The sequence below is a fragment of the Streptomyces sp. NPDC041124 genome, assembly GCF_055592385.1.
Genome location: NZ_JBVIYR010000001.1, coordinates 354,819 through 373,029, shown reverse-complemented (window position 1 = coordinate 373,029; position 18,211 = coordinate 354,819). Strand labels below are relative to the sequence as shown.

Here is an 18,211-nt window from a genome sequence, read left to right as displayed (position 1 = left end):
CGGGACCCGCGGAGGGCCCCCTTCCGGACCCCTGGGGCGTCGCCGGATGGCTCCGGAGAGTAGTTGTGGCCCGTCAATGCGCGCGACATCACTCACGAAGGGTTATGGTGGAAACCCCCCCTCGGGCCGGTCCGTCTCCCCCCCACGGACCGGCCCGTTTTTTCATGCCGCCCCGGGCGTGACCTCCCCCGAGGGCGTCTGGCTAGAGTCCAGGCATGTCGAACGAGCAGCCGACACCGCAGCAGCAGCCCCCCGGGCAGCCCGGCGCGTACGGTCCCCCCGCCGGGTACGGGCCCTACGGGCAGCAGCCCCAGGCGTACGGGCAGCAGCCCCAGCCCTACGGTCAGCCCGGTGCCCACCCCCAGCCCGGCGCCTACCCGCACCCCGGTGCCCAGCCGCAGGGCTGGGCGGGTGGCCCTCCGCCGTACCCCCACGACCCGTTCCAGCCCGTGACCATGCCCGGCTCCGTACGCGCCGCGCAGATCGTGATCTTCGCGACGTTCGGGATCGGCGTGCTGCTCACTGTCGTGACGGCCGCCACCGTGGGGCCCGAGGAGGCGGGACGGTTCTTCAGCACGTACCTGATGGCGCTGGTGCTGTTCATCCTGGCGTTCCAGTACCGCAAGGCGGGCAACGGCGTGCGCGTCGCCTCCATCGTGCTGGCCTCGGTGCAGATCCTGTTCGCGCTCAGTGCGGCCGCCCAGGGCGTCCCGCTGGGGATCGTGCCGCTCGGCACCGCCGTCGCGATCATCGTGCTGCTCAGCCAGGGAACCGCCCGGCAGTGGTTCCGGCGCCGGCACATGACCGGCACACCACCGCCGTACGCGTCGTAGAGCCGACAAACGCACCACCCCGGACTTTGGGGACCCCCGCCCCGGCGGGGGTACGCTTCGCCTTCGGGGACCGCCATACGGGCAGGGACCGCCCGCGGCCGAGACCGGGCCGCTTGCCGCGCGACGCGGCGGGGTGCCACGCCTGTCCGATCCGTACGGAGGGGCTGACGATCACGTGAACCTGCGCGACAAGCTGCGCGGCCTGCTGGTCAGGCTGTACGCACGCCGGGTGGAAGGCCACCTGGACACCGCTCAGGTGCCGGGGCACATCGGCGTCATCATGGACGGCAACCGCCGGTGGGCGAAGGCCGCGGGTTCCAGCACCGTCCACGGCCACCGGGCCGGCGCCGACAAGATCGAGGAGTTCCTCGGCTGGTGCAGCGAGACGGACGTCGAGGTCGTCACCCTCTGGCTGCTGTCGACGGACAACTTCGACCGGCCCGAGGAGGAACTCGTCCCGCTGCTCGGCATCATCGAGGACGTGGTGCGCAGCCTCGCCGCCGACGGCCGCTGGCGGGTCCACCACGTCGGCACGCCCGATCTGCTGCCCGCCGGGATGCAGACCACCCTCAAGGAGGCCGAGGCGGCCACCGCGCACGTCAGCGGCATAGTGGTCAACGTCGCCATCGGGTACGGCGGTCGCCAGGAGATCGCCGACGCCGTCCGGTCCATGCTCGTCGAGGCCCAGGAGAAGGGCACCTCCCTGGAGGAGCTCGCCGAGGCCGTCGACGTCGACATGATCGGGCGTCACCTCTACACCCGCGCCCAGCCGGACCCCGACCTCGTCATCCGCACCAGCGGCGAGCAGCGGCTGTCCGGTTTCATGCTCTGGCAGACCGCGCATTCGGAGTACTACTTCTGCGAGGTCTTCTGGCCGGCCTTCCGCAAGGTCGACTTCCTGCGGGCGCTGCGCGACTACGCCGCCCGCCACCGGCGCTACGGCGGCTGAGCGGGCCCCGCGGCGCCGCCCCGCCCCGCTGGTCACACACTGTTCACCGGCACGCCGTCATATGCCGTGGCATGGCTGGTCCCGGATGAGGGAATAAGCCAAGCAGGCCGACGCCCGAACCACGGGTGTCGGATCTCAGCGGGCGGCACGGGAGCCGTCCGCCCGGGAGGCCCTTTTGCAGCAGCCCGACCGTGCGGTCACGGCACGGACGAAGCAGCGGAGGGCCGGTTACCGGCCCCCTGTGCAGGAGGGCCGTAGACCGGTCCAACTCCGCTCCGTCGCTCCCCGACCTCATCCGAGGGGGTACGTCCTTCCGTGGTGACCAGCGCAAAGCGCCACAAGCCCGACCGGCGCACCTATGTTCTCGACACCAGCGTCCTGCTGGCCGACCCAGGCGCCCTGAACCGCTTCGACGAGCACGAGGTCGTGCTCCCCATCGTCGTGGTGACGGAACTCGAGGCCAAGCGGAACCATCCCGAACTCGGCTATTTCGCCCGGCAGGCACTCCGCCTGCTGGACGACTACCGGGTCCGGTACGGCCGTCTCGACGCCCCCATTCCGACCGGGGACCTCGGCGGGACCGTGCGGGTCGAGCTCAACCACTCGGACCCCGGCGTGCTGCCCAGCGGCTACCGCCTGGGGGACAACGACTCCCGCATCCTCGCGGTCGCCCGCAACCTGCAGGCCGAGGGATTCGACGTCACCGTGGTGTCGAAGGACCTCCCGCTCAGGATCAAGGCGTCCTCCGTCGGACTCCTCGCCGAGGAGTACCGTGCGGAACTCGCCATCACGGACTCCTCCGGCTGGACCGGAATGTCCGAACTGACCCTGCCCGGCGAGCAGGTGGACATCCTCTTCGAGGAAGGGCACGTGTACGTGCCCGAGGCGTCCGGCCTTCCCGTGCACACCGGCCTGACCATCCAGTCCGAGCGCGGCAAGGCACTGGGACGCGTCACCGCCGACGGCGACGTCCGGCTGGTGCGCGGCGACCGGGACGTGTTCGGCATCAAGGGCCGCAGCGCCGAGCAGCGCATCGCGCTCGACCTGCTCCTCGACCCCGACGTCGGCATCGTGTCCATGGGCGGCCGGGCCGGCACCGGCAAGTCGGCGCTGGCGCTGTGCGCGGGCCTCGAAGCGGTCCTGGAGCGCCGGCAGCACCAGAAGGTGATGGTCTTCCGTCCGCTGTACGCGGTCGGCGGACAGGAACTCGGCTACCTGCCCGGTACCGAGGCGGAGAAGATGAGCCCCTGGGCGCAGGCGGTCTTCGACACGCTGTCGGCCGTCACCAGCCGCGAGGTCATCGAGGAGGTCACCGCGCGCGGCATGCTCGAAGTCCTGCCGCTCACCCACATCCGGGGCCGCTCGCTGCACGACGCCTTCGTCATCGTGGACGAGGCGCAGTCACTGGAACGGAACGTCCTGCTGACCGTTCTGTCCCGGATCGGTGCCAATTCGCGGGTCGTTCTGACCCACGATGTCGCCCAGCGGGACAACCTGCGGGTCGGGCGGTACGACGGTGTGGTCGCCGTCGTCGAGAAGCTGAAGGGGCATCCGCTGTTCGCGCACGTCACGCTGACCCGGTCCGAGAGGTCCCAGATCGCCGCCCTTGTGACCGAAATGCTAGAGGACGGTCCGATCTGACCCCGGAATTCCAACAGGTGTCGGTTACGCGGTAGTTGGCGCCGCCCGGAAAGGCGAAGAGCCTAGCCGGGCGGCGTCGGCGTGTGCGTGGCTTTCCGAGAATCCCCGGGGCCAAACGGGATGTGAGCTTTCACACGCAACGGAGAATTGCCTCGCGCCGTCCGGTTACGGCAGAGTCTCATTCCTGTCAGGCCCCGCATACGACACACCTGCACCCCATGGGGGTACCACCCACGCCTTTGGGCAGTGGGGGAGGTGCAGCACCACAGTTCCAACTCCATAGCGTCGTCGTATGCCGCCCGTGCACCACGTGGCGCTCCTCGCGAGGAGTTGCCCACCGGGCCCGTGCCTCCCGTGACCCGCAGTTGGGGAGGCCAGCGCCAGGGGCACGATTGCGTCCGCGAGGGTCACCGAAGCGGTCGATGCTGGAAGGAAACCGTGTGAGCCGGATCTCGGTCCGGGGATTCGCAGTGGCTTCGGCCACGGCGGTCACCGCTGTCGGAAGCGTCGTCGGCGTTGCCTCGGGCAGTACCGCGCAGAACAACGACGCGGAGGCGACGGCAAGCGGCACCACGCTGCTCGCGGACATCCCCGCGGGCCAGCAGGCCCAGGTGCAGACCGCGTCCCTGACGCAGCAGGCCGAAACGATGGCCATCGCCGCGGACGCGAGCGCCAAGAAGGACGCCGAGGAGGCCGCCCGCAAGGCCGCCGCCGAGACCGCGGTCGCGAAGAAGAAGGAAGCGGCCGAGAAGGCGGAGCAGGAGGCCAAGGAGCGTGCGGAGGCCAAGGCCGCCGCCAGCCGCTCCGCGACCCGCGACGCGTCCAGCTTCCCGGTCCAGGCGTCCTACACGGTCGCCCAGGTGCAGTCGATGGCGCGGCAGATCGTGCCCGCGGACCAGTTCCAGTGCTTCAGCAACATCGTGCAGCGCGAGTCGAGCTGGAACTACCGGGCCGACAACCCCACCTCCGACGCCTACGGTCTGGTGCAGGCCCTCCCGGGTTCCAAGATGGCCTCGGCCGGAGCCGACTGGGCCACGAACCCCGCCACCCAGATCAAGTGGGGACTCGGCTACATGAACGACCGCTACGGCAGCCCCTGCGGCGCCTGGAACTTCTGGCAGGCCAACCACTGGTACTAGGAGTACCGCGAGCCGGCCGCCACCGTCCCGCTCGACCCCGCGACAGCCCCGCACCGTCCTACGGTGCGGGGCTGTCGCCCTGTACGGTCTGACCGACGACTCCCCCAGGGGAGTGGTGGGGTGAAACGGGGGAAGAGGACGGATCATGTCGCGAGTGCCAGGATGGCTCGGCCGGGCCGGAGCACGGCTGACCGAGGTCAGCAAGCGGCTGGAGGAGCGCCGTGCCGAGGTGGCGCGGGACCTCCGGCCCGACGACGAACCCACCCCGCGGGAAGACGGCCCGGACCCCGACCGGTCGCCACCGCCCGCCGAGTACGCCGCCCCCGCGGCCGTCGCCGTGCGGCCCGACCCGGCGCAGGCCGTTCCCTGGGGGGTACGGGTCGCCGCCGAGGCCGGCTGGCGGCTGCTGGTGCTGGCCGGCACCGTCTGGGTGCTCATGCGGGTCATCAGCGCCGTACAGCTCGTCGTCCTGGCGTTCGTGGCCTCGCTGCTGATCACCGCGCTGCTCCAGCCGACCGTGGCACGGCTGACCCGGGTCGGCGTGCCGCGCGGGCCGGCCACCGCGCTGACCGCGCTGTTCGGGTTCGTCGTCATCGGCCTCATCGGCTGGTTCGTGACCTGGCAGGTCATGGAGAACATCGACCACCTCTCCGACCAGATCCAGGACGGCATCGACGAACTGCGCAACTGGCTGCTCAACAGCCCCTTCCACGTCACCGACAAGCAGATCAACGAGATCGCCAAGAACCTGCGGGAGGCGGTCGGCGCCAACACCGAGCAGATCACGTCGGCCGGCCTGGAGGGCGTGACCGTCGTCGTCGAGGCGCTCACCGGCATACTGCTGGCCGTCTTCTCGACGCTGTTCCTGCTCTACGACGGCAAGCGGATCTGGGAGTGGTCGCTCAAGCTGGTTCCGGCCGCGGCCCGTCCGGGTGTCGCCGGTGCCGGGCCGGTGGCGTGGCGGACGCTGACGGCGTACGTGCGCGGCACGGTGATAGTGGCTCTGATCGACGCGATCTTCATCGGCCTCGGCATCTACTTCCTCGATGTGCCGATGGCGGTGCCCCTCGCCGTCTTCATCTTCCTGTTCTCCTTCATCCCGCTCGTCGGCGCGGTGGTGTCCGGGGCGCTGGCGGTGGTCGTCGCGCTGGTCACCCAGGGCGTGTTCACGGGCGTGATGACGCTGGCGGTGGTGCTGGCGGTGCAGCAGATCGAGGGGCACATCCTCCAGCCGTTCATCCTGGGCCGCGCGGTGCGGGTCCATCCGCTGGCGGTGGTGCTGGCGGTCGCCTCCGGTGGCATGATCGCGGGCATCGGGGGCGCGGTGGTCGCGGTGCCGCTGGTCGCGGTCACCAACACCGTCGTCGGCTACCTCCGGGCGTTCTCCCACGAGGCGGCGGTGCTGCGCTCGCCCCGGCCGCGTGGCGCCACGGCGATGTCCGCGCCGGACGCCCCGCCGCCTGCCGCACCGTCACCGCCCCCGGCACCCCACCCGGACGACCCGCCCGAGTCCTAGTGCCGCAGCGGGGCTGGGCGGCCGTCGGCGCAAGCGGAGAGTGGGGCGCGGATGTCCGGGGACGGGGAAGGGCCCGCCCACTGGGGTGTGGACGGGCCCGGGGAGGGTGGGGGTTACTGCGCCGTCAGGGCCGCTTCCGCGTCCAGCGTCGCCGCCACCGCCTGGATCACCGCCGCGATCTTGAACGCCTCCTGGACCGCCTCGCGCTCCAGCCCGGCCTTGCGCAGCACCTGCTCGTGGGAGTCGAGGCACATGCCGCAGCCGTTGATCGCGGACACCGCGAAGGACCAGAACTCGAAGTCGACCTTGTCGACACCCGGGTTGCCGATGACGTTCATCCGCAGACCGGCACGCAGGTTGCCGTACTCGTGGTCCGACAGCAGATGACGCGTGCGGTAGAAGACGTTGTTCATCGCCATCACCGCGGCAGCGGCCTTCGCGGCCGTGTACGCCTCCGGCGACAGGTTCGCCTTCGCCTCCGGCTCCAGTTCGCGCAGCACGATCGGCGAGCGCGAGGCGATCGCCGTCGACAGCACCGTGCCCCACAGCTGCTGGGCCGGAAGGTCCGAGTTGCCGATGACCGAACCGAGGTTGAGCTTCAGGTCCTTGGCGTAGTCCGGTATGCGGGACTTCAGGGAGTCGAGGGACATGTCAGGTCACTCCCCGGCCAGCAGCGCGACCGGGTCCAGGGTCTCCTCGCCCTTGGACCAGTTGCACGGGCAGAGCTCGTCGGTCTGCAGGGCGTCCAGCACCCGCAGGACCTCCTTCGGGTTCCGGCCCACGGAGCCGGCGGTCACCATGGAGAACTGGATCTCGTTGTTCTGGTCCACGATGAACACCGCGCGCTTGGCGAAGCCGTCCTCGCCCTCGATGCCGAGGTCGCGCATCAGCTCGTGCTTGGAGTCCGCCATCATGGGGAACGGCAGGTCGCGCAGGTCGTCGTGGTCCTTGCGCCAGGCGTGGTGGACGAACTCCGAGTCACCGGAGAAGCCGAGGACCTGGGCGTCCCGGTCGGCGAACTCCTCGTTCAGCTTGCCGAACGCGGCGATCTCGGTCGGGCACACGAAGGTGAAGTCCTTGGGCCACGCGAACACGACCTTCCACTTGCCCTCATGGGTCTTGTGGTTGATCGTCTCGAACTCCTTGCCCTTCTCCAGCGAGACGCAGGCGGTCAGTTCGAACTCGGGGAACTTGTCACCGACAGTGAGCACAGGCCCTCCTTGCAGCGAGGAAACGCCCGGATCGCGGGCATTTCCCATGGGTTGGACCTTGTTGATGTTGGCACAGGCTGGATTGATTCGTGAAATAGCTACACTCGGTCGTGTCGATCGGAGGAGGCTATCAGTGACTGTGGGTAACAGGCGCAGGCAGCCGAGCCTGGCCCAACTCCGGGCGTTCGCCGCGGTGGCGGAGCATCTGCACTTCCGGGACGCCGCGGCGGCCACCGGGACGAGCCAGCCCGCGCTGTCGGGCGCCGTGGCCGCGCTGGAGGAGACCCTCGGCGTCACCCTCGTCGAGCGTACGACGCGCAGGGTGCTGCTCTCTCCGGCCGGTGAGCGGCTCGCCCCCCGCGCCAAGGCCGTACTGGCGGAGGTCGGCGTGTTGCTGGAGGAGGCCGACGCGCTGCGGGCGCCCTTCACCGGGGTGCTGCGCCTCGGGGTGATCCCCACGGTGGCGCCGTACGTGCTGCCCACCGTGCTGCGGCTGGTGCACGACCGCTACCCGCGGCTCGACCTCCAGGTGCACGAGGAGCAGACCGCCAGTCTGCTGGACGGGCTGGCCCGCGGCCGGCTGGACCTGCTGCTGCTCGCCGTGCCCCTCGGCGCACCGGGAGTGACGGAACTTCCCCTGTTCGACGAGGACTTCGTGCTGGTCACCCCGCCCGGGCACTGGCTCGGCGGACGGCGGGGCATACCCCGCGAGGTGCTGCGCGAGCTGAACCTGCTCCTGCTGGACGAGGGGCACTGCCTGCGTGACCAGGCCCTGGAGATCTGCCGCGAGGCCGGCCGCGCGGGGGTCGCGGCGACCACCACGGCCGCCGGACTGTCCACGCTGGTCCAGCTGGTGGCGGGCGGCCTCGGGGTGACGCTGCTGCCACGCACCGCCGTCGAGGTCGAGACCGCCCGCTCCAGCCGTCTGCTCACCGGCTGCTTCACCGACCCGGCCCCCGCCCGGCGCATCGCCCTCGCCATGCGCACGGGCGCGGCGAGGGCGGCGGAGTACGAGCAGCTCGCGGCGGCGCTGCGGGAGGCCTTGCGGGACCTGCCGGTGCGGACCGTGGAGGGCTGACCGCCGCGGCCCGCACCGGTCCTACTCCGTGCGCAGCCCGTCCGGGCGCATCATGCGCAGCAGCGGGGGCAGGCTCAGCAGGGTCACCACGAGGACGACACCCGCGCCGATGCCGGTCATCTGCAGGACGCTCGGCCAGTCCACACCGACCGGTGTGGCGGTCATCCGCAGCAGCACCGCGCCCAGGGTGATGCCCACGACCGCGGCCAGCAGCAGTCCCAGACCGATCGGGACGGCCGTCTGCCACAGCACCGACAGGCTCAGCGTGCGCCGCCGGGTGCCGAAGGCGACCAGCGCGGCCAGCAGCTTGCGGCGTTCGCGCAACTGCTCCAGCTGGGAGACCAGCAGGCTCGCCCCGATCAGCGCCAGGACGGCGGCGGCGCCGACGAACAGGCCCGTGCGGATGGAGTCGAAGCGCTCGGTCCGCTCGGTCGCGGACCACGTCATCGGATCGGACAGCGGGTCGATCGCGGCCGCCGTGTTGCGCACGTGCTCACGGGCGTGCGGCACCGAGTCGTCGATCGCCAGGTACAGCTGGCCGCTGACCGCTTCGGCCAGGTCGTCGGGCATCGCCCCCCGGGTCAGCAGGAAACCGCCGCGCTTCGTCCCGGTCGGGTCCTCGACGGAGTCGGCCTGCTTCAGCGCCCCGGGGACGGTCCACGCGACCTCCTTCATCTCCTCGCCGGAGGACGTCACCTCCGCGTACAGCTTCTGGCCCGGCCTGCTCAGCGACGGCGTGTCGGTGTCGTGCTCGCCGCCCCGCACCGCGAACACGTCGCCGTCCGCGCACGAGGGCAGCTTCGCCACCTCGCGCAGGGTCGCGCAGTCGCCTACGGTCAGCTGGGCACTGCGCTGCGGTTCCTCGGTGTACGGGCGGTCGGCGAAGTACCCCTCGGACAGCGGGTAGACCTTGCGGACGCCCTCGGTCTCCTCCAGCTTCGTCGTGGCCGCGGCGATCTCGGTGCCCTCCGGCACCCGGACCTGCATCTGCGCCAGCGACACGTCGTAGCCGGTCTCCTTGGTGTAGTCGGCCTCCACCCCGGCGAACAGCATCTGCAGGGCGATCGCGCCGGCGACGGCCACGGCGATGCCGTTGACCATGCGGGCCGCCGTGCCGCTGCTCAGCTGGAGCCGGCGCACGGCCAGCTGCCAGGACACGCTGCCCGAGCCGAGCCGGGCGACGACCGTCTCCACGAACCACGGCAGCAGCGCGGTGACGCCGACGAGCAGGCAGATGACACCGCCGGTGACCAGGTATCCGTTGAACTCCCCGTTCTCCTTGCCCTGGCCGAGCATGGGGACGAGCATGATGACGCCGGCCAGCGGGAACAGCAGCCGCCACCACAGCCGGCGGCGGGCCGGCCGCGCGGTGCGCACCACGCCCAGCGGCTCGATGACCACCCCGCGCAGCGCCAGCAGGGTCACCAGCACCGCGGCCGCCGGGACGGCCACCGCGACCAGCAGCGCCAGCAGCGGCGAGGGGTTCAGGTAGCTCGGGAAGACGCTGATCCGGAACACCTCGACGGATGCCGCGAACTCACGCCCCGCCAGGAAGAACCCGGTGCCGAACACCAGCCCCAGCAGAGCCCCGCCGAGCGCCTCGCCCGCGGCGATCCGCCGGGTCATGCCGCCGTCGGAGCCCACCAGCCGCAGCGCGGCCAGCCTGCGGTCGCGCCGCTCGCCGCCGAAGCGCACGGCCGCGGCGACGAACACGGCGACCGGCATCAGCAGCACCACGAAGACGACCAGGATCAACAGCATGAGGACCGGGTCCATCTCCTCCTCGGTGGGGTTGGGGTCCCCGAAGGAGTCGATGCGGCCCACCAGCCCGTCGCCGGCCCGGTCCGCGAGGCCCTGGGCGCCCGCGTAGTAGGCGAGTTCCTGCGAGCCGATCAGTCCCTGCTCGCCGATCGTCCCCACGATGTCGTACGGCAGCCGTTCCCGCAGCAGCGCGCCGTCGCCGGAGTCGAGGAGTTCCTTCAGCGCGGGCGAGACCAGCATGTCGCCCGGGGCGGGGAACTCCCGCAGGCCGGGCGGCAGCGGGGCCTTGTCGCCCTCCGGCTCCAGCAGCCGGCCGCGGATGTCCCGGCCGTCGAACTCCGTGTCGGTGTCCGCGGTCATCAGGGTGTCGTCGGCCCGCTGGATCTGCTCGCCGTAGGTGTAGTTGAGGCGGGCGTCCTCCCGCCGGTCCCGCTCCGCCAGCGCGGCGGGCAGGGCGGTGGTGAGCAGCAGCAGCGCCACGCCCAGTCCGACACCGACCGCGGTGAGCAGGGCCCGGGTCCAGCCCTCGCGTCCCCCGGCGAAGGCGAAGCGCAGCCCCATGCCGAGGTCCCGCGCCCACTGAGCGGCACTCATACGACGCGCTCCATGTCCCGGGACTTGCCGTCGCGCACGACGATCTCGCGGTCGGAGTACGCGGCCACCCGCGCCTCGTGCGTGACGAGGACGACGGCGGCGTTCGCTGACCGGGCGGCGTCGGTGAGCAGCTCCATCACCCGCTCGCCGTTGAGGGAGTCCAGCGCTCCGGTCGGCTCGTCGGCGAACAGCAGCCGCGGGCCGGTGACCAGGGCCCGCGCCACGGCGACCCGCTGCCCCTGACCGCCGGACACCTCGCCGGGCCGCTTCGTGCGGACGTCGTCGACCTCCAGGCGCTCCATCCAGGTCAGCGCGGCCCGCTCGGCCTCCTTGCGGGGCGTGCCGTTCAGCCGCATCGGCAGGGCGACGTTCTCCACGCAGGTGAGCTCCGGCACGAGTTGCCCGAACTGGAAGACGAAGCCGAACTCCGAGCGCCGGAGCGCGCTGCGCTCGGAGTCGCTCATGGCGGTCAGCTCACGCCCGTCGTAGGTGATCGAGCCGGAGTCGGGGGTGACGATCCCGGCGAGGCAGTGCAGCAGCGTCGACTTGCCCGAACCGGAGGGGCCCATCACGGCGACGACCTCGCCGGGGTGGATGGAGAAGCCGGCGCCGTCGAGCGCGGTCGTCGGGCCGTAGACCTTGCGCAGGTCCCGGGCGACGAGCAGGGAACCGGGGGGAGGGGTCGTGGTCATCGGGCCACCGCCTCACTGAGCTTGTCGAGACGCGCCGCGGTCAGCTCCAGCCAGCGCAGGTCGGCCTCGAGGTGGAAGAGGGCGTGGTCGCAGATGAGCTGGTCGGCGAGGTCGCCCCTGCGCTTGCGGTCGGTGAGGATGCGCATGCTGCGCAGATGCTCCGAGCGCTGCGTGTCGAGGACGTCGGCGGCGTCGCGGCTGGTGAGCAGCGCCAGGACGACCTTGGTGTAGAGGGTCGACTGGAGGTACGGCTCCGGCTTCTCCGGAGTGGCGAGCCAGCGCTCGACATCGGTGATGCCGGCTTCGGTGATCGCGTACCGCTTGCGCTCGGGGCCGCCGCCGGCCTCGATGCCGTCGACTTCGACGAGCCCGTTCTTCAGCAGGCGGGACATCGTCGAGTAGACCTGGCCGTAGTGCAGCGGCCGGTCGTGACCGAACTTCTCGTCGAAGGCCCGCTTCAGGTCGTAACCGTGACGCGGGCCGGACTCCAGGAGTCCCAGGAGGGTGTGACCGATGGACATGCCGAGCACTCTACACAGTGTGTATACGCACGGTGTATACACCGAGTGTGCAGAGCGCTGCGGGGTGTGCGATCCCCCAGGTGGGGGCCGATTGTCACGGTTCTGCCACCGGGGCCGGTGCGGCCGTTCAGGCCGACGGGGGTCCGGAGGCGGATCCCCCGGGGGGACGCCCGCGGCGGGGCAGGGGCCCGGCCTCGCCGGGCAGCCGACCCGCCTCGGCGAGGGCCCGCCGCAGCAGGAACTCGATCTGCGCGTTGGCCGAGCGCAGCTCGTCGTTCGCCCAGCGCGCCAGCGCCTCGTACACCGACGGGTCCAGCCGCAGCAGCACCTGCTTGCGCTGCGGCCGGCCCTGGGGGGCCGGGCCCCCGGACGGGGCCGTCACTGGTAGAGCGTCCCGGCGTTGAGGACCGGCTGCGCCGAGCGGTCGCCGCACAGCACCACCATCAGGTTGGACACCATCGCCGCCTTCCGCTCCGGATCGAGCTCCACGATGCCCTGCTCCTGGATCCGGGCCAGGGCCGACTCGACCATGCCCACGGCGCCCTCCACGATCTGCTGCCGGGCCGCCACGACCGCACCGGCCTGCTGCCGCTGGAGCATCGCCGAGGCGATCTCCGGCGCGTAGGCGAGGTGGGTGAAGCGGGACTCGATGATCTGCACGCCGGCCGCGTCCACCCGGGCGCGCAGTTCGACGGCGAGCTTCTCGGTGATCTCCTCGGCGTTGCCGCGCAGCGACAGGCCGTCCTCCTCGTGGGCGTCGTAGGGGTACTCGATGGCGATGTGCCGCACGGCCGCCTCGGTCTGCGTGGAGACGAACTCGACGTAGTCGTCGACCTCGAAGGTGGCCTGCGCGGTGTCCTCGACCCGCCACACCACGACCGCGGCCAGTTCGATGGGGTTGCCGTAGGCGTCGTTCACCTTCAGTACGGCGGTCTCGTGGTTGCGCACCCGCGTGGAGATCTTGGTGCGCGTGGTGAAGGGGTTCACCCAGCGCAGGCCGTCCTCGCGGATCGTGCCCCGGTAGCGGCCGAAGAGCTGCACCACCCGGGCCTCGCCCGGCGCCACCATGTTCAGTCCGCACATCGCGAGGAACGCGGCGATCGCTATCAGGACGCCGCCGGTGATCAGGACGGCCTTGGCGCCGGTCGCGGCGACCGCCGTGGCGGTGACGATCAGCGCCGTGCCGATGAGCAGCCCGACCAGTCCGAGGACCAGTGCGAGTCCGCCGCCGATGCTGTGCGCCGGGACCTCCCGCACGCGCGGGGCCGGCATCTCCGGCACATCGGCCGTGACCTGCGGGTCGTGAGTGGACATGGGTGATCCCCCGTTTCTCCGGGCGCCCGCGTGCGGACGTCCCGCGGCTAGCGCCGATTTATCTAAGTGATATCACTTTACCTCATCGCGGCAACCTCGGGCGCCTCTCGGACGTCGGTTCCTTTGAGGCGGGTGCTGATTGTCACGTCCGTAACGACCGGATCAGCAGCCCTTTGTCATAGCTCCCGGTGTTAGTTTTCTGAGCTGACCTGAGCGGCGAACCTGTGTGGCGGTCGAGCACACATGAACGAAGCGGAGCGGAACGGGCGTATGGGACGAGCGGAAGAAAGACGCGCACGACAGCGCGGCGGGCGCCGTGCGGCCCCCAGGGGCCGCAGCTCGTCCGGCGCGACCGGCCGCACCGGCATACGCCGGCTCTTCACCTGGAAGAAGATCGTCGGCACCTTCTTCGGCCTCTGCCTGCTCGGCATGGGCGCCTTCATCGTGCTGTACATGATGATCGACATCCCCGAGGGCAACGCCGAGGCGGAGTCCCAGGGCAACGTCTACAAGTACAGCGACGGCTCGGTCATGGCCCGCAGCGGCTTCAACCGGGAGATCGTCGACCTCGCCCGGGTCCCCAAGGACGTGCAGCGGGCCTTCGTCGCCGCCGAGAACAAGACCTTCTACAAGGACTCCGGCGTCGACATCAAGGGCACCGCGCGCGGTGTGTTCAACACGCTCTCCGGCAAGGGCGCCCAGGGCGGTTCGACGATCACCCAGCAGTACGTCAAGAACTACTACCTGTCGCAGGAACAGACCGTCACGCGCAAGATGAAGGAAGTGGTCATCTCCCTGAAGCTGGACCGGGAGAAGTCCAAGGACTACATCCTCGCCGGCTACATCAACACCAGCTACTACGGCCGCGGCGCCTACGGCATCCAGGCCGCCGCACAGGCCTACTACCGCGTCGACGCCGAGGACCTGACGGTCGAGCAGGGCGCCTACCTCGCCGCGCTGCTCCAGGCGCCGAGCCAGTACGACTGGGCGGTCGCGGGCGAGACCGGCAAGAAACTCGTCCAGCAACGCTGGAACTACGTCCTGGACAACATGGTCGAGCAGAAGTGGCTGGGCGCGGGCGACCGCCGGGGCATGGAGTTCCCCGTCCCCAAGGAGCCGAAGGCGGCCCCCGGGATGGAGGGCCAGACCGGCTACGTGGTCGAGGCGGCCAACAACGCGGTCAAGCGGCAGTTCGTCGAGCAGGGCATCGCCGAGGACATGAAGCAGGCCGACGCCCTGCTCGACCTCGGCGGCTACACCATCACGGTCAACATCGACAAGAAGAAGCAGACCGCGCTGGAGAAGGCGGTCAAGGCCAAGCTGACCAGCAGGCTCGACCCGGAGAAGCGCGACGTCGACGCCGACGTCCAGGCCGGCGCCGTCTCCGTGGACCCCAAGACGGGCGCGGTCGTGGCGATGTACGGCGGCGTGGACTACGTCAAGCACTTCACCAACAACGCCACCCGCGACGACTACCAGCCGGCCTCCACCTTCAAGCCGGTCATCCTCGCCGCGGCCGTGGACCAGGGCGCCGAGACCCAGGGCGGCGTGCCGATCAGGGCCGACACGATCTACGACGGCACCAGCAAGCGGCCCGTGAGGGACGGCGACCGCAAGGTCGGCTTCGCGCCCCCCAACGAGGACGACGTCGACTACGGCGACGTCACCGTCCAGGAGGCGATGAACAAGTCCGTCAACTCGGTCTTCGCGCAGATGGGCATCGACGTCGGCATGACCGACGTCGTGAAGGTCGCGGGCGACCTCGGCATGGACACCGAGGGCATGGAGGCCGTCCCCGCGCAGACCCTCGGCAGCATGGGCGCAAGCCCGCTGGAGATGGCGGGCGTCTACGCCACCCTCGCCAACCACGGCAAGAAGGTCACCCCCGCCGTGGTGAAGTCGGTCGAGCACAACAGCCGCAGCGTCGAGTTCGCCGACCCGGTCGGCGACCAGGCCATCAGCCGTGTCGCCGCCGACACGGTGACCTCCGTACTCACCGGTGTGGTCGACGACGGTACGGCCAGGCGGTCCGTGCGGGAGAACCCGCTGCGGGGCGGCCAGCAGGTCGCCGGCAAGACGGGTACGTCCGACAACAACAAGTCGGCCTGGTTCACCGGCTTCACCCCCGACCTGGTCACCTCGGTCGGCCTGTTCGGCGAGGACGACAAGGAGCCGCACCCGCAGGTGCCGATGTACAAGGCGGGCGGCGTCGACTACCGCGTCAACGGCGGTGGCTTCCCCGCCGAGATCTGGGCCGCGTACACCTTCGGCGTCATGGACGAGGTCAGCAGGTTCGACCTGGACACCGACCAGGGCGCCGCCGTCCGGCCGACCCGCACGCCGTCGGCCACCACGTCGGCCCCGGCCACTCCGAGCCAGGAGCCGACGACCCAGGAGCCCACCACCGAGGCCCCGGCCGAGACCTCGTCCGCGCCGCCGACGTCCGAGCCGCCGACGTCCGAGCCGCCGACCTCCACTCCGCCGACGAAGACGCCCCCCTCGGGGTCGCCGACCTTCGGCATCCCGGGCGACCCGGACGACCCGCAGTTCGGCGGGGATCAGTAGACCGGTGGACCCGGTGAACCCGGTGAACCCGGTGGACGAGGAACACGAGGGGCGCCCGGTGCGGTCACCGGGCGCCCCTCGTGCCGTGCGCACGCCGCACGCGACGGCTCAGCCGTGGTTCAGCTCGAACCACACCACCTTGCCCGTGCTCAGCCGGGTCGCCCCCCAGCGCCGGGCCAGCCGGTTCACCAGGTACAGCCCGCGCCCGCCCTCGTCCGTGGCCCGCGCCTGCCGCAGCCGCGGCAGCTGCGGCACGTCGTCGCCGACCTCGCAGCGCAGCACGTCCGTGCGCAGCAGCCGCAGCGTCACCGGCCGCGTGGCGTACCGCACCGCGTTCGTCACCACCTCGCTGACCAGCAGCTCCACGGAGTCGCTCAGCTCCTCCAGACCCCAGCGGGTCAGCGCCCGCCGGGCGAGGCGGCGGGCCCGGCCGGGGGCCGCGTCCTCCGGCTCCAGGAACCAGTACGCCACGTCGTTCGGCGCGATCCCGTCGAAACGGGCGGCGAGCAGCGCGATGTCGTCGTCCCGGTCACCCGGACCGAGCATGTCGAGCACCTCGTCGCACAGCGCCTCCAGCGGCGGCGGATGATCCGGACCGGTCAGCTGGGCGGTCGCGGCGAGCTTCTCCCGCAGCTGCTCGATGCCCGTCCACACGTCCCGCAGCCGGGACTCCACCAGGCCGTCGGTGTACAGCAGCAGGGTCGCCCCGGCGGGCGCGTCCAGCTCCACGGCCTCGAAGTCCACCCCGCCCACACCGATCGGCGCTCCCGCGGGCACCCGCAGCACCTCGGCCCGGCCGCCCAGCTCCAGCAGGACCGGCGGCGGATGACCGGCGTTGGCGATGGTGATCCGGTGCGATACCGGGTCGTACACCGCGTACAGGCAGGTCGCCATGCGGTCCACGCCGAGCCGCTGCGCCTGCTCGTCGAGGTGGTGCAGCACCTCCTGCGGGGGCAGGTCGAGCCCGGCCAGGGTCTGCGCGGTGGTGCGCAGCTGGCCCATGATCGCCGCCGACGTCATGGAGTGCCCCATCACGTCGCCGACCACCAGCGCCACCCGGCTGCCCGGCAGCGGGATCGCGTCGTACCAGTCACCGCCCACCCGCGCGGTCTCCGCGGCCGGCAGGTACCGCGACGCCAGCCGTACGCCGGTGCAGCGCGGCAGGGTCTCCGGCAGCATCGTGCGCTGCAGCTCGTCCGCGATGTACGCCTCCCGCCCGTAGAGCACCGCCTTGTCGATGCCGAGGGCGCTGTGCGTGGCGAGCTGCGCCGCGACCAGCAGGTCGTCGGCCTCGAACGGGATGCGTTCCGGACGGCGCAGGAACAGCGCCGCACCGATCACCCGGCGCCGGCCGCGCAGCGGCGCGAGGATCGCCCGCTGCCCGTCCGGCACGACCGACGCGCCGTCCTCGCCGAGGAGTTCGGGCAGCGCGGCCCGGGCGGCGGGCGCGTCCGTGAACACCGGACGCACGCCGCGCAGCACCTCGGCGAGCGCGCTGCCGGGCCGCACCGTGCACAGTTCCTCACCGACCGAGTCCAGCTCGGACGGCTCCGGCGGCGCGGCGACCGGCAGGAAACCGCCCTCGGTGTCCCGTTCGGCCGGGATCCGGTCGGTGCGGCGCAGCCGCAGCACCAGCGGACCGGTGGGCCGTTCGTCACCGACCGGCAGCGGGTCGCGCAGATAGACCAGGATCGCGTCGGAGAAGGTGGGCACGGTGGCCCGGCACAGCCCCATCACGATCTCGTCCAGGTCGATGCCGCGGGCGATCCGCCGGGTCGCGGCGCCGACGAAGCGCAGCCGGTCCCCGTCCCGCCGCATCGGCGTCGGCCGCCCGGGCGGCGTCACCTGCCCGCTGCGGCGCTCCGTGCCGTCCGGCGCGTGCCCCGCCCGGTCCTGCCCCGCGGCGGGCTGCACCGGAATGCCCTCGGGCGCCGGACGCGGCCGGGGCGTGTCCGGCCCGGCGCCCTGTCCGGCGCCCGGCTGGGAGTGCTCCGATCCGGGGTCGACGGCCGCAGGGTCCTGCCCGGTGCCGCCCGGCGTGACCGTGCCCGGTGACGTGGCCCCGGACGCGGGCGGCTCACCGCCCGAGCGGCCCTGTACCGGTAAGGCGGCCCCGGTGCCCGGCACGCGGGCCGGTGTCGGGGTACGCAGGAGCGCCCCGCGGGGATCCGCGGGGTCCACGCCCGGCTGCGGGCGTTCGAAGGAGGTCGGCTGCTCCGTCACGCGTGTCGAGTCCATCCGTCCGGCGCACGCCGTGCGCGCGGTTCGTCCCGCCGAAACTCCGATACCCGGAACAGGTGGCCCCGGAACGGATTTCGCTCGTGGTCAGAGGATGTTGCTGCGCCACCGTCCGGCCGTCCCCGGCCGGTACCGGTGTTTCCGTACCCCTCGCTCACG

15 protein-coding genes are annotated in these 18,211 nt (G+C 71.5%); 7 read left to right on the top strand and 8 right to left on the bottom strand.

Translation table 11 applies throughout. The annotated features are described in order from the left end of the window. The first annotated feature begins 215 nt into the window (after positions 1 to 215). From ACZ6A9_RS01760 to ACZ6A9_RS01740, 5 genes are all read left to right on the top strand, one after another. Entirely contained in the window at positions 216 to 833 is a 618-nt protein-coding gene (locus ACZ6A9_RS01760; RefSeq protein WP_468976394.1) for a hypothetical protein, read from the top strand. A gap of 175 nt (positions 834 to 1,008) precedes the next feature. Then, a complete protein-coding gene (locus ACZ6A9_RS01755) occupies positions 1,009 to 1,782 on the top strand; it encodes an isoprenyl transferase (protein WP_468976391.1) in 774 nt (257 codons plus the stop codon). 315 nt (positions 1,783 to 2,097) lie between these two features. Then, on the top strand, positions 2,098 to 3,423 hold the full coding sequence (locus ACZ6A9_RS01750) for a PhoH family protein (RefSeq protein WP_468976388.1): 1,326 nt from the start codon (positions 2,098 to 2,100) through the stop codon (positions 3,421 to 3,423). Positions 3,424 to 3,863: 440 nt separating this feature from the next. After that, complete coding sequence (locus ACZ6A9_RS01745) at positions 3,864 to 4,562, top strand: aggregation-promoting factor C-terminal-like domain-containing protein (protein ID WP_468976384.1); 699 nt, start codon at positions 3,864 to 3,866, stop codon at positions 4,560 to 4,562. Positions 4,563 to 4,707: 145 nt separating this feature from the next. Further along, positions 4,708 to 6,078: an AI-2E family transporter gene (locus tag ACZ6A9_RS01740; RefSeq protein WP_468976381.1), complete on the top strand. Its 1,371-nt coding sequence runs from the start codon at positions 4,708 to 4,710 to the stop codon at positions 6,076 to 6,078. Positions 6,079 to 6,191: 113 nt separating this feature from the next. Here ACZ6A9_RS01740 and ACZ6A9_RS01735 read toward each other — a convergent pair whose 3' ends face one another. Both ACZ6A9_RS01735 and ACZ6A9_RS01730 read right to left on the bottom strand, forming a co-directional pair. Further along, positions 6,192 to 6,728 (bottom strand): alkyl hydroperoxide reductase, encoded by a 537-nt coding sequence (locus ACZ6A9_RS01735; RefSeq protein WP_189558183.1) that lies wholly within the window; start codon positions 6,726 to 6,728, stop codon positions 6,192 to 6,194. Positions 6,729 to 6,734: 6 nt separating this feature from the next. Beyond that, a complete protein-coding gene (locus ACZ6A9_RS01730; protein WP_468976377.1) occupies positions 6,735 to 7,289 on the bottom strand; it encodes a peroxiredoxin in 555 nt (184 codons plus the stop codon). Positions 7,290 to 7,422: 133 nt separating this feature from the next. On the opposite strand from ACZ6A9_RS01730, the gene ACZ6A9_RS01725 reads away from it, so the two are divergent. Next, on the top strand, positions 7,423 to 8,367 hold the full coding sequence (locus tag ACZ6A9_RS01725; RefSeq protein WP_468976374.1) for a LysR substrate-binding domain-containing protein: 945 nt from the start codon (positions 7,423 to 7,425) through the stop codon (positions 8,365 to 8,367). 21 nt (positions 8,368 to 8,388) lie between these two features. Here the strand turns inward: ACZ6A9_RS01725 and ACZ6A9_RS01720 are convergent, their stop codons facing one another. From ACZ6A9_RS01720 to ACZ6A9_RS01700, 5 genes are all read right to left on the bottom strand, one after another. Continuing rightward, entirely contained in the window at positions 8,389 to 10,722 is a 2,334-nt protein-coding gene (locus ACZ6A9_RS01720) for an ABC transporter permease (protein WP_468976372.1), read from the bottom strand. Then, positions 10,719 to 11,414 carry an ABC transporter ATP-binding protein gene (locus ACZ6A9_RS01715; RefSeq protein ID WP_468976369.1) on the bottom strand — a complete coding sequence of 232 codons (696 nt, stop codon included), beginning with the start codon at positions 11,412 to 11,414 and terminating at the stop codon, positions 10,719 to 10,721. The genes ACZ6A9_RS01720 and ACZ6A9_RS01715 overlap by 4 nt, the downstream gene beginning before the upstream one ends. Then, a complete protein-coding gene (locus tag ACZ6A9_RS01710; protein ID WP_468976367.1) occupies positions 11,411 to 11,935 on the bottom strand; it encodes a PadR family transcriptional regulator in 525 nt (174 codons plus the stop codon). Before ACZ6A9_RS01710 ends, ACZ6A9_RS01715 begins: the two co-directional genes overlap by 4 nt. A 127-nt stretch (positions 11,936 to 12,062) precedes the next feature. Beyond that, positions 12,063 to 12,317 (bottom strand): hypothetical protein, encoded by a 255-nt coding sequence (locus ACZ6A9_RS01705; RefSeq protein ID WP_228967885.1) that lies wholly within the window; start codon positions 12,315 to 12,317, stop codon positions 12,063 to 12,065. Then, positions 12,314 to 13,249, bottom strand: a complete 936-nt coding sequence (locus ACZ6A9_RS01700) for an SPFH domain-containing protein (protein ID WP_468976364.1) — start codon at positions 13,247 to 13,249, stop codon at positions 12,314 to 12,316. The genes ACZ6A9_RS01705 and ACZ6A9_RS01700 overlap by 4 nt, the downstream gene beginning before the upstream one ends. Before the next feature lie 270 nt (positions 13,250 to 13,519). Here ACZ6A9_RS01700 and ACZ6A9_RS01695 point away from each other — a divergent pair, with 270 nt between their 5' ends. Further along, positions 13,520 to 15,814, top strand: a complete 2,295-nt coding sequence (locus ACZ6A9_RS01695; protein WP_468976362.1) for a transglycosylase domain-containing protein — start codon at positions 13,520 to 13,522, stop codon at positions 15,812 to 15,814. 108 nt (positions 15,815 to 15,922) lie between these two features. On the opposite strand, the gene ACZ6A9_RS01690 is transcribed toward ACZ6A9_RS01695, so the two are convergent. Beyond that, the gene (locus tag ACZ6A9_RS01690; RefSeq protein ID WP_468976359.1) at positions 15,923 to 18,052 is read right to left on the bottom strand and encodes a SpoIIE family protein phosphatase; all 2,130 of its coding nucleotides are present in this window, start codon (positions 18,050 to 18,052) and stop codon (positions 15,923 to 15,925) included. Positions 18,053 to 18,211: the final 159 nt, after the last annotated feature.

Bases quoted from the DNA above. Each gene is read 5' to 3' on its own strand.
- ACZ6A9_RS01740 (WP_468976381.1), top strand. From the start codon at position 4,708: ATGTCGCGAGTGCCAGGATGGCTCGGCCGGGCCGGAGCACGGCTGACC.
- ACZ6A9_RS01715 (WP_468976369.1), bottom strand. From the start codon at position 11,414: ATGACCACGACCCCTCCCCCCGGTTCCCTGCTCGTCGCCCGGGACCTG.
- ACZ6A9_RS01690 (WP_468976359.1), bottom strand. From the start codon at position 18,052: ATGGACTCGACACGCGTGACGGAGCAGCCGACCTCCTTCGAACGCCCG.
- ACZ6A9_RS01735 (WP_189558183.1), bottom strand. From the start codon at position 6,728: ATGTCCCTCGACTCCCTGAAGTCCCGCATACCGGACTACGCCAAGGAC.
- ACZ6A9_RS01720 (WP_468976372.1), bottom strand. From the start codon at position 10,722: ATGAGTGCCGCTCAGTGGGCGCGGGACCTCGGCATGGGGCTGCGCTTC.
- ACZ6A9_RS01700 (WP_468976364.1), bottom strand. From the start codon at position 13,249: ATGTCCACTCACGACCCGCAGGTCACGGCCGATGTGCCGGAGATGCCG.
- ACZ6A9_RS01760 (WP_468976394.1), top strand. From the start codon at position 216: ATGTCGAACGAGCAGCCGACACCGCAGCAGCAGCCCCCCGGGCAGCCC.
- ACZ6A9_RS01695 (WP_468976362.1), top strand. From the start codon at position 13,520: ATGGGACGAGCGGAAGAAAGACGCGCACGACAGCGCGGCGGGCGCCGT.
- ACZ6A9_RS01710 (WP_468976367.1), bottom strand. From the start codon at position 11,935: ATGTCCATCGGTCACACCCTCCTGGGACTCCTGGAGTCCGGCCCGCGT.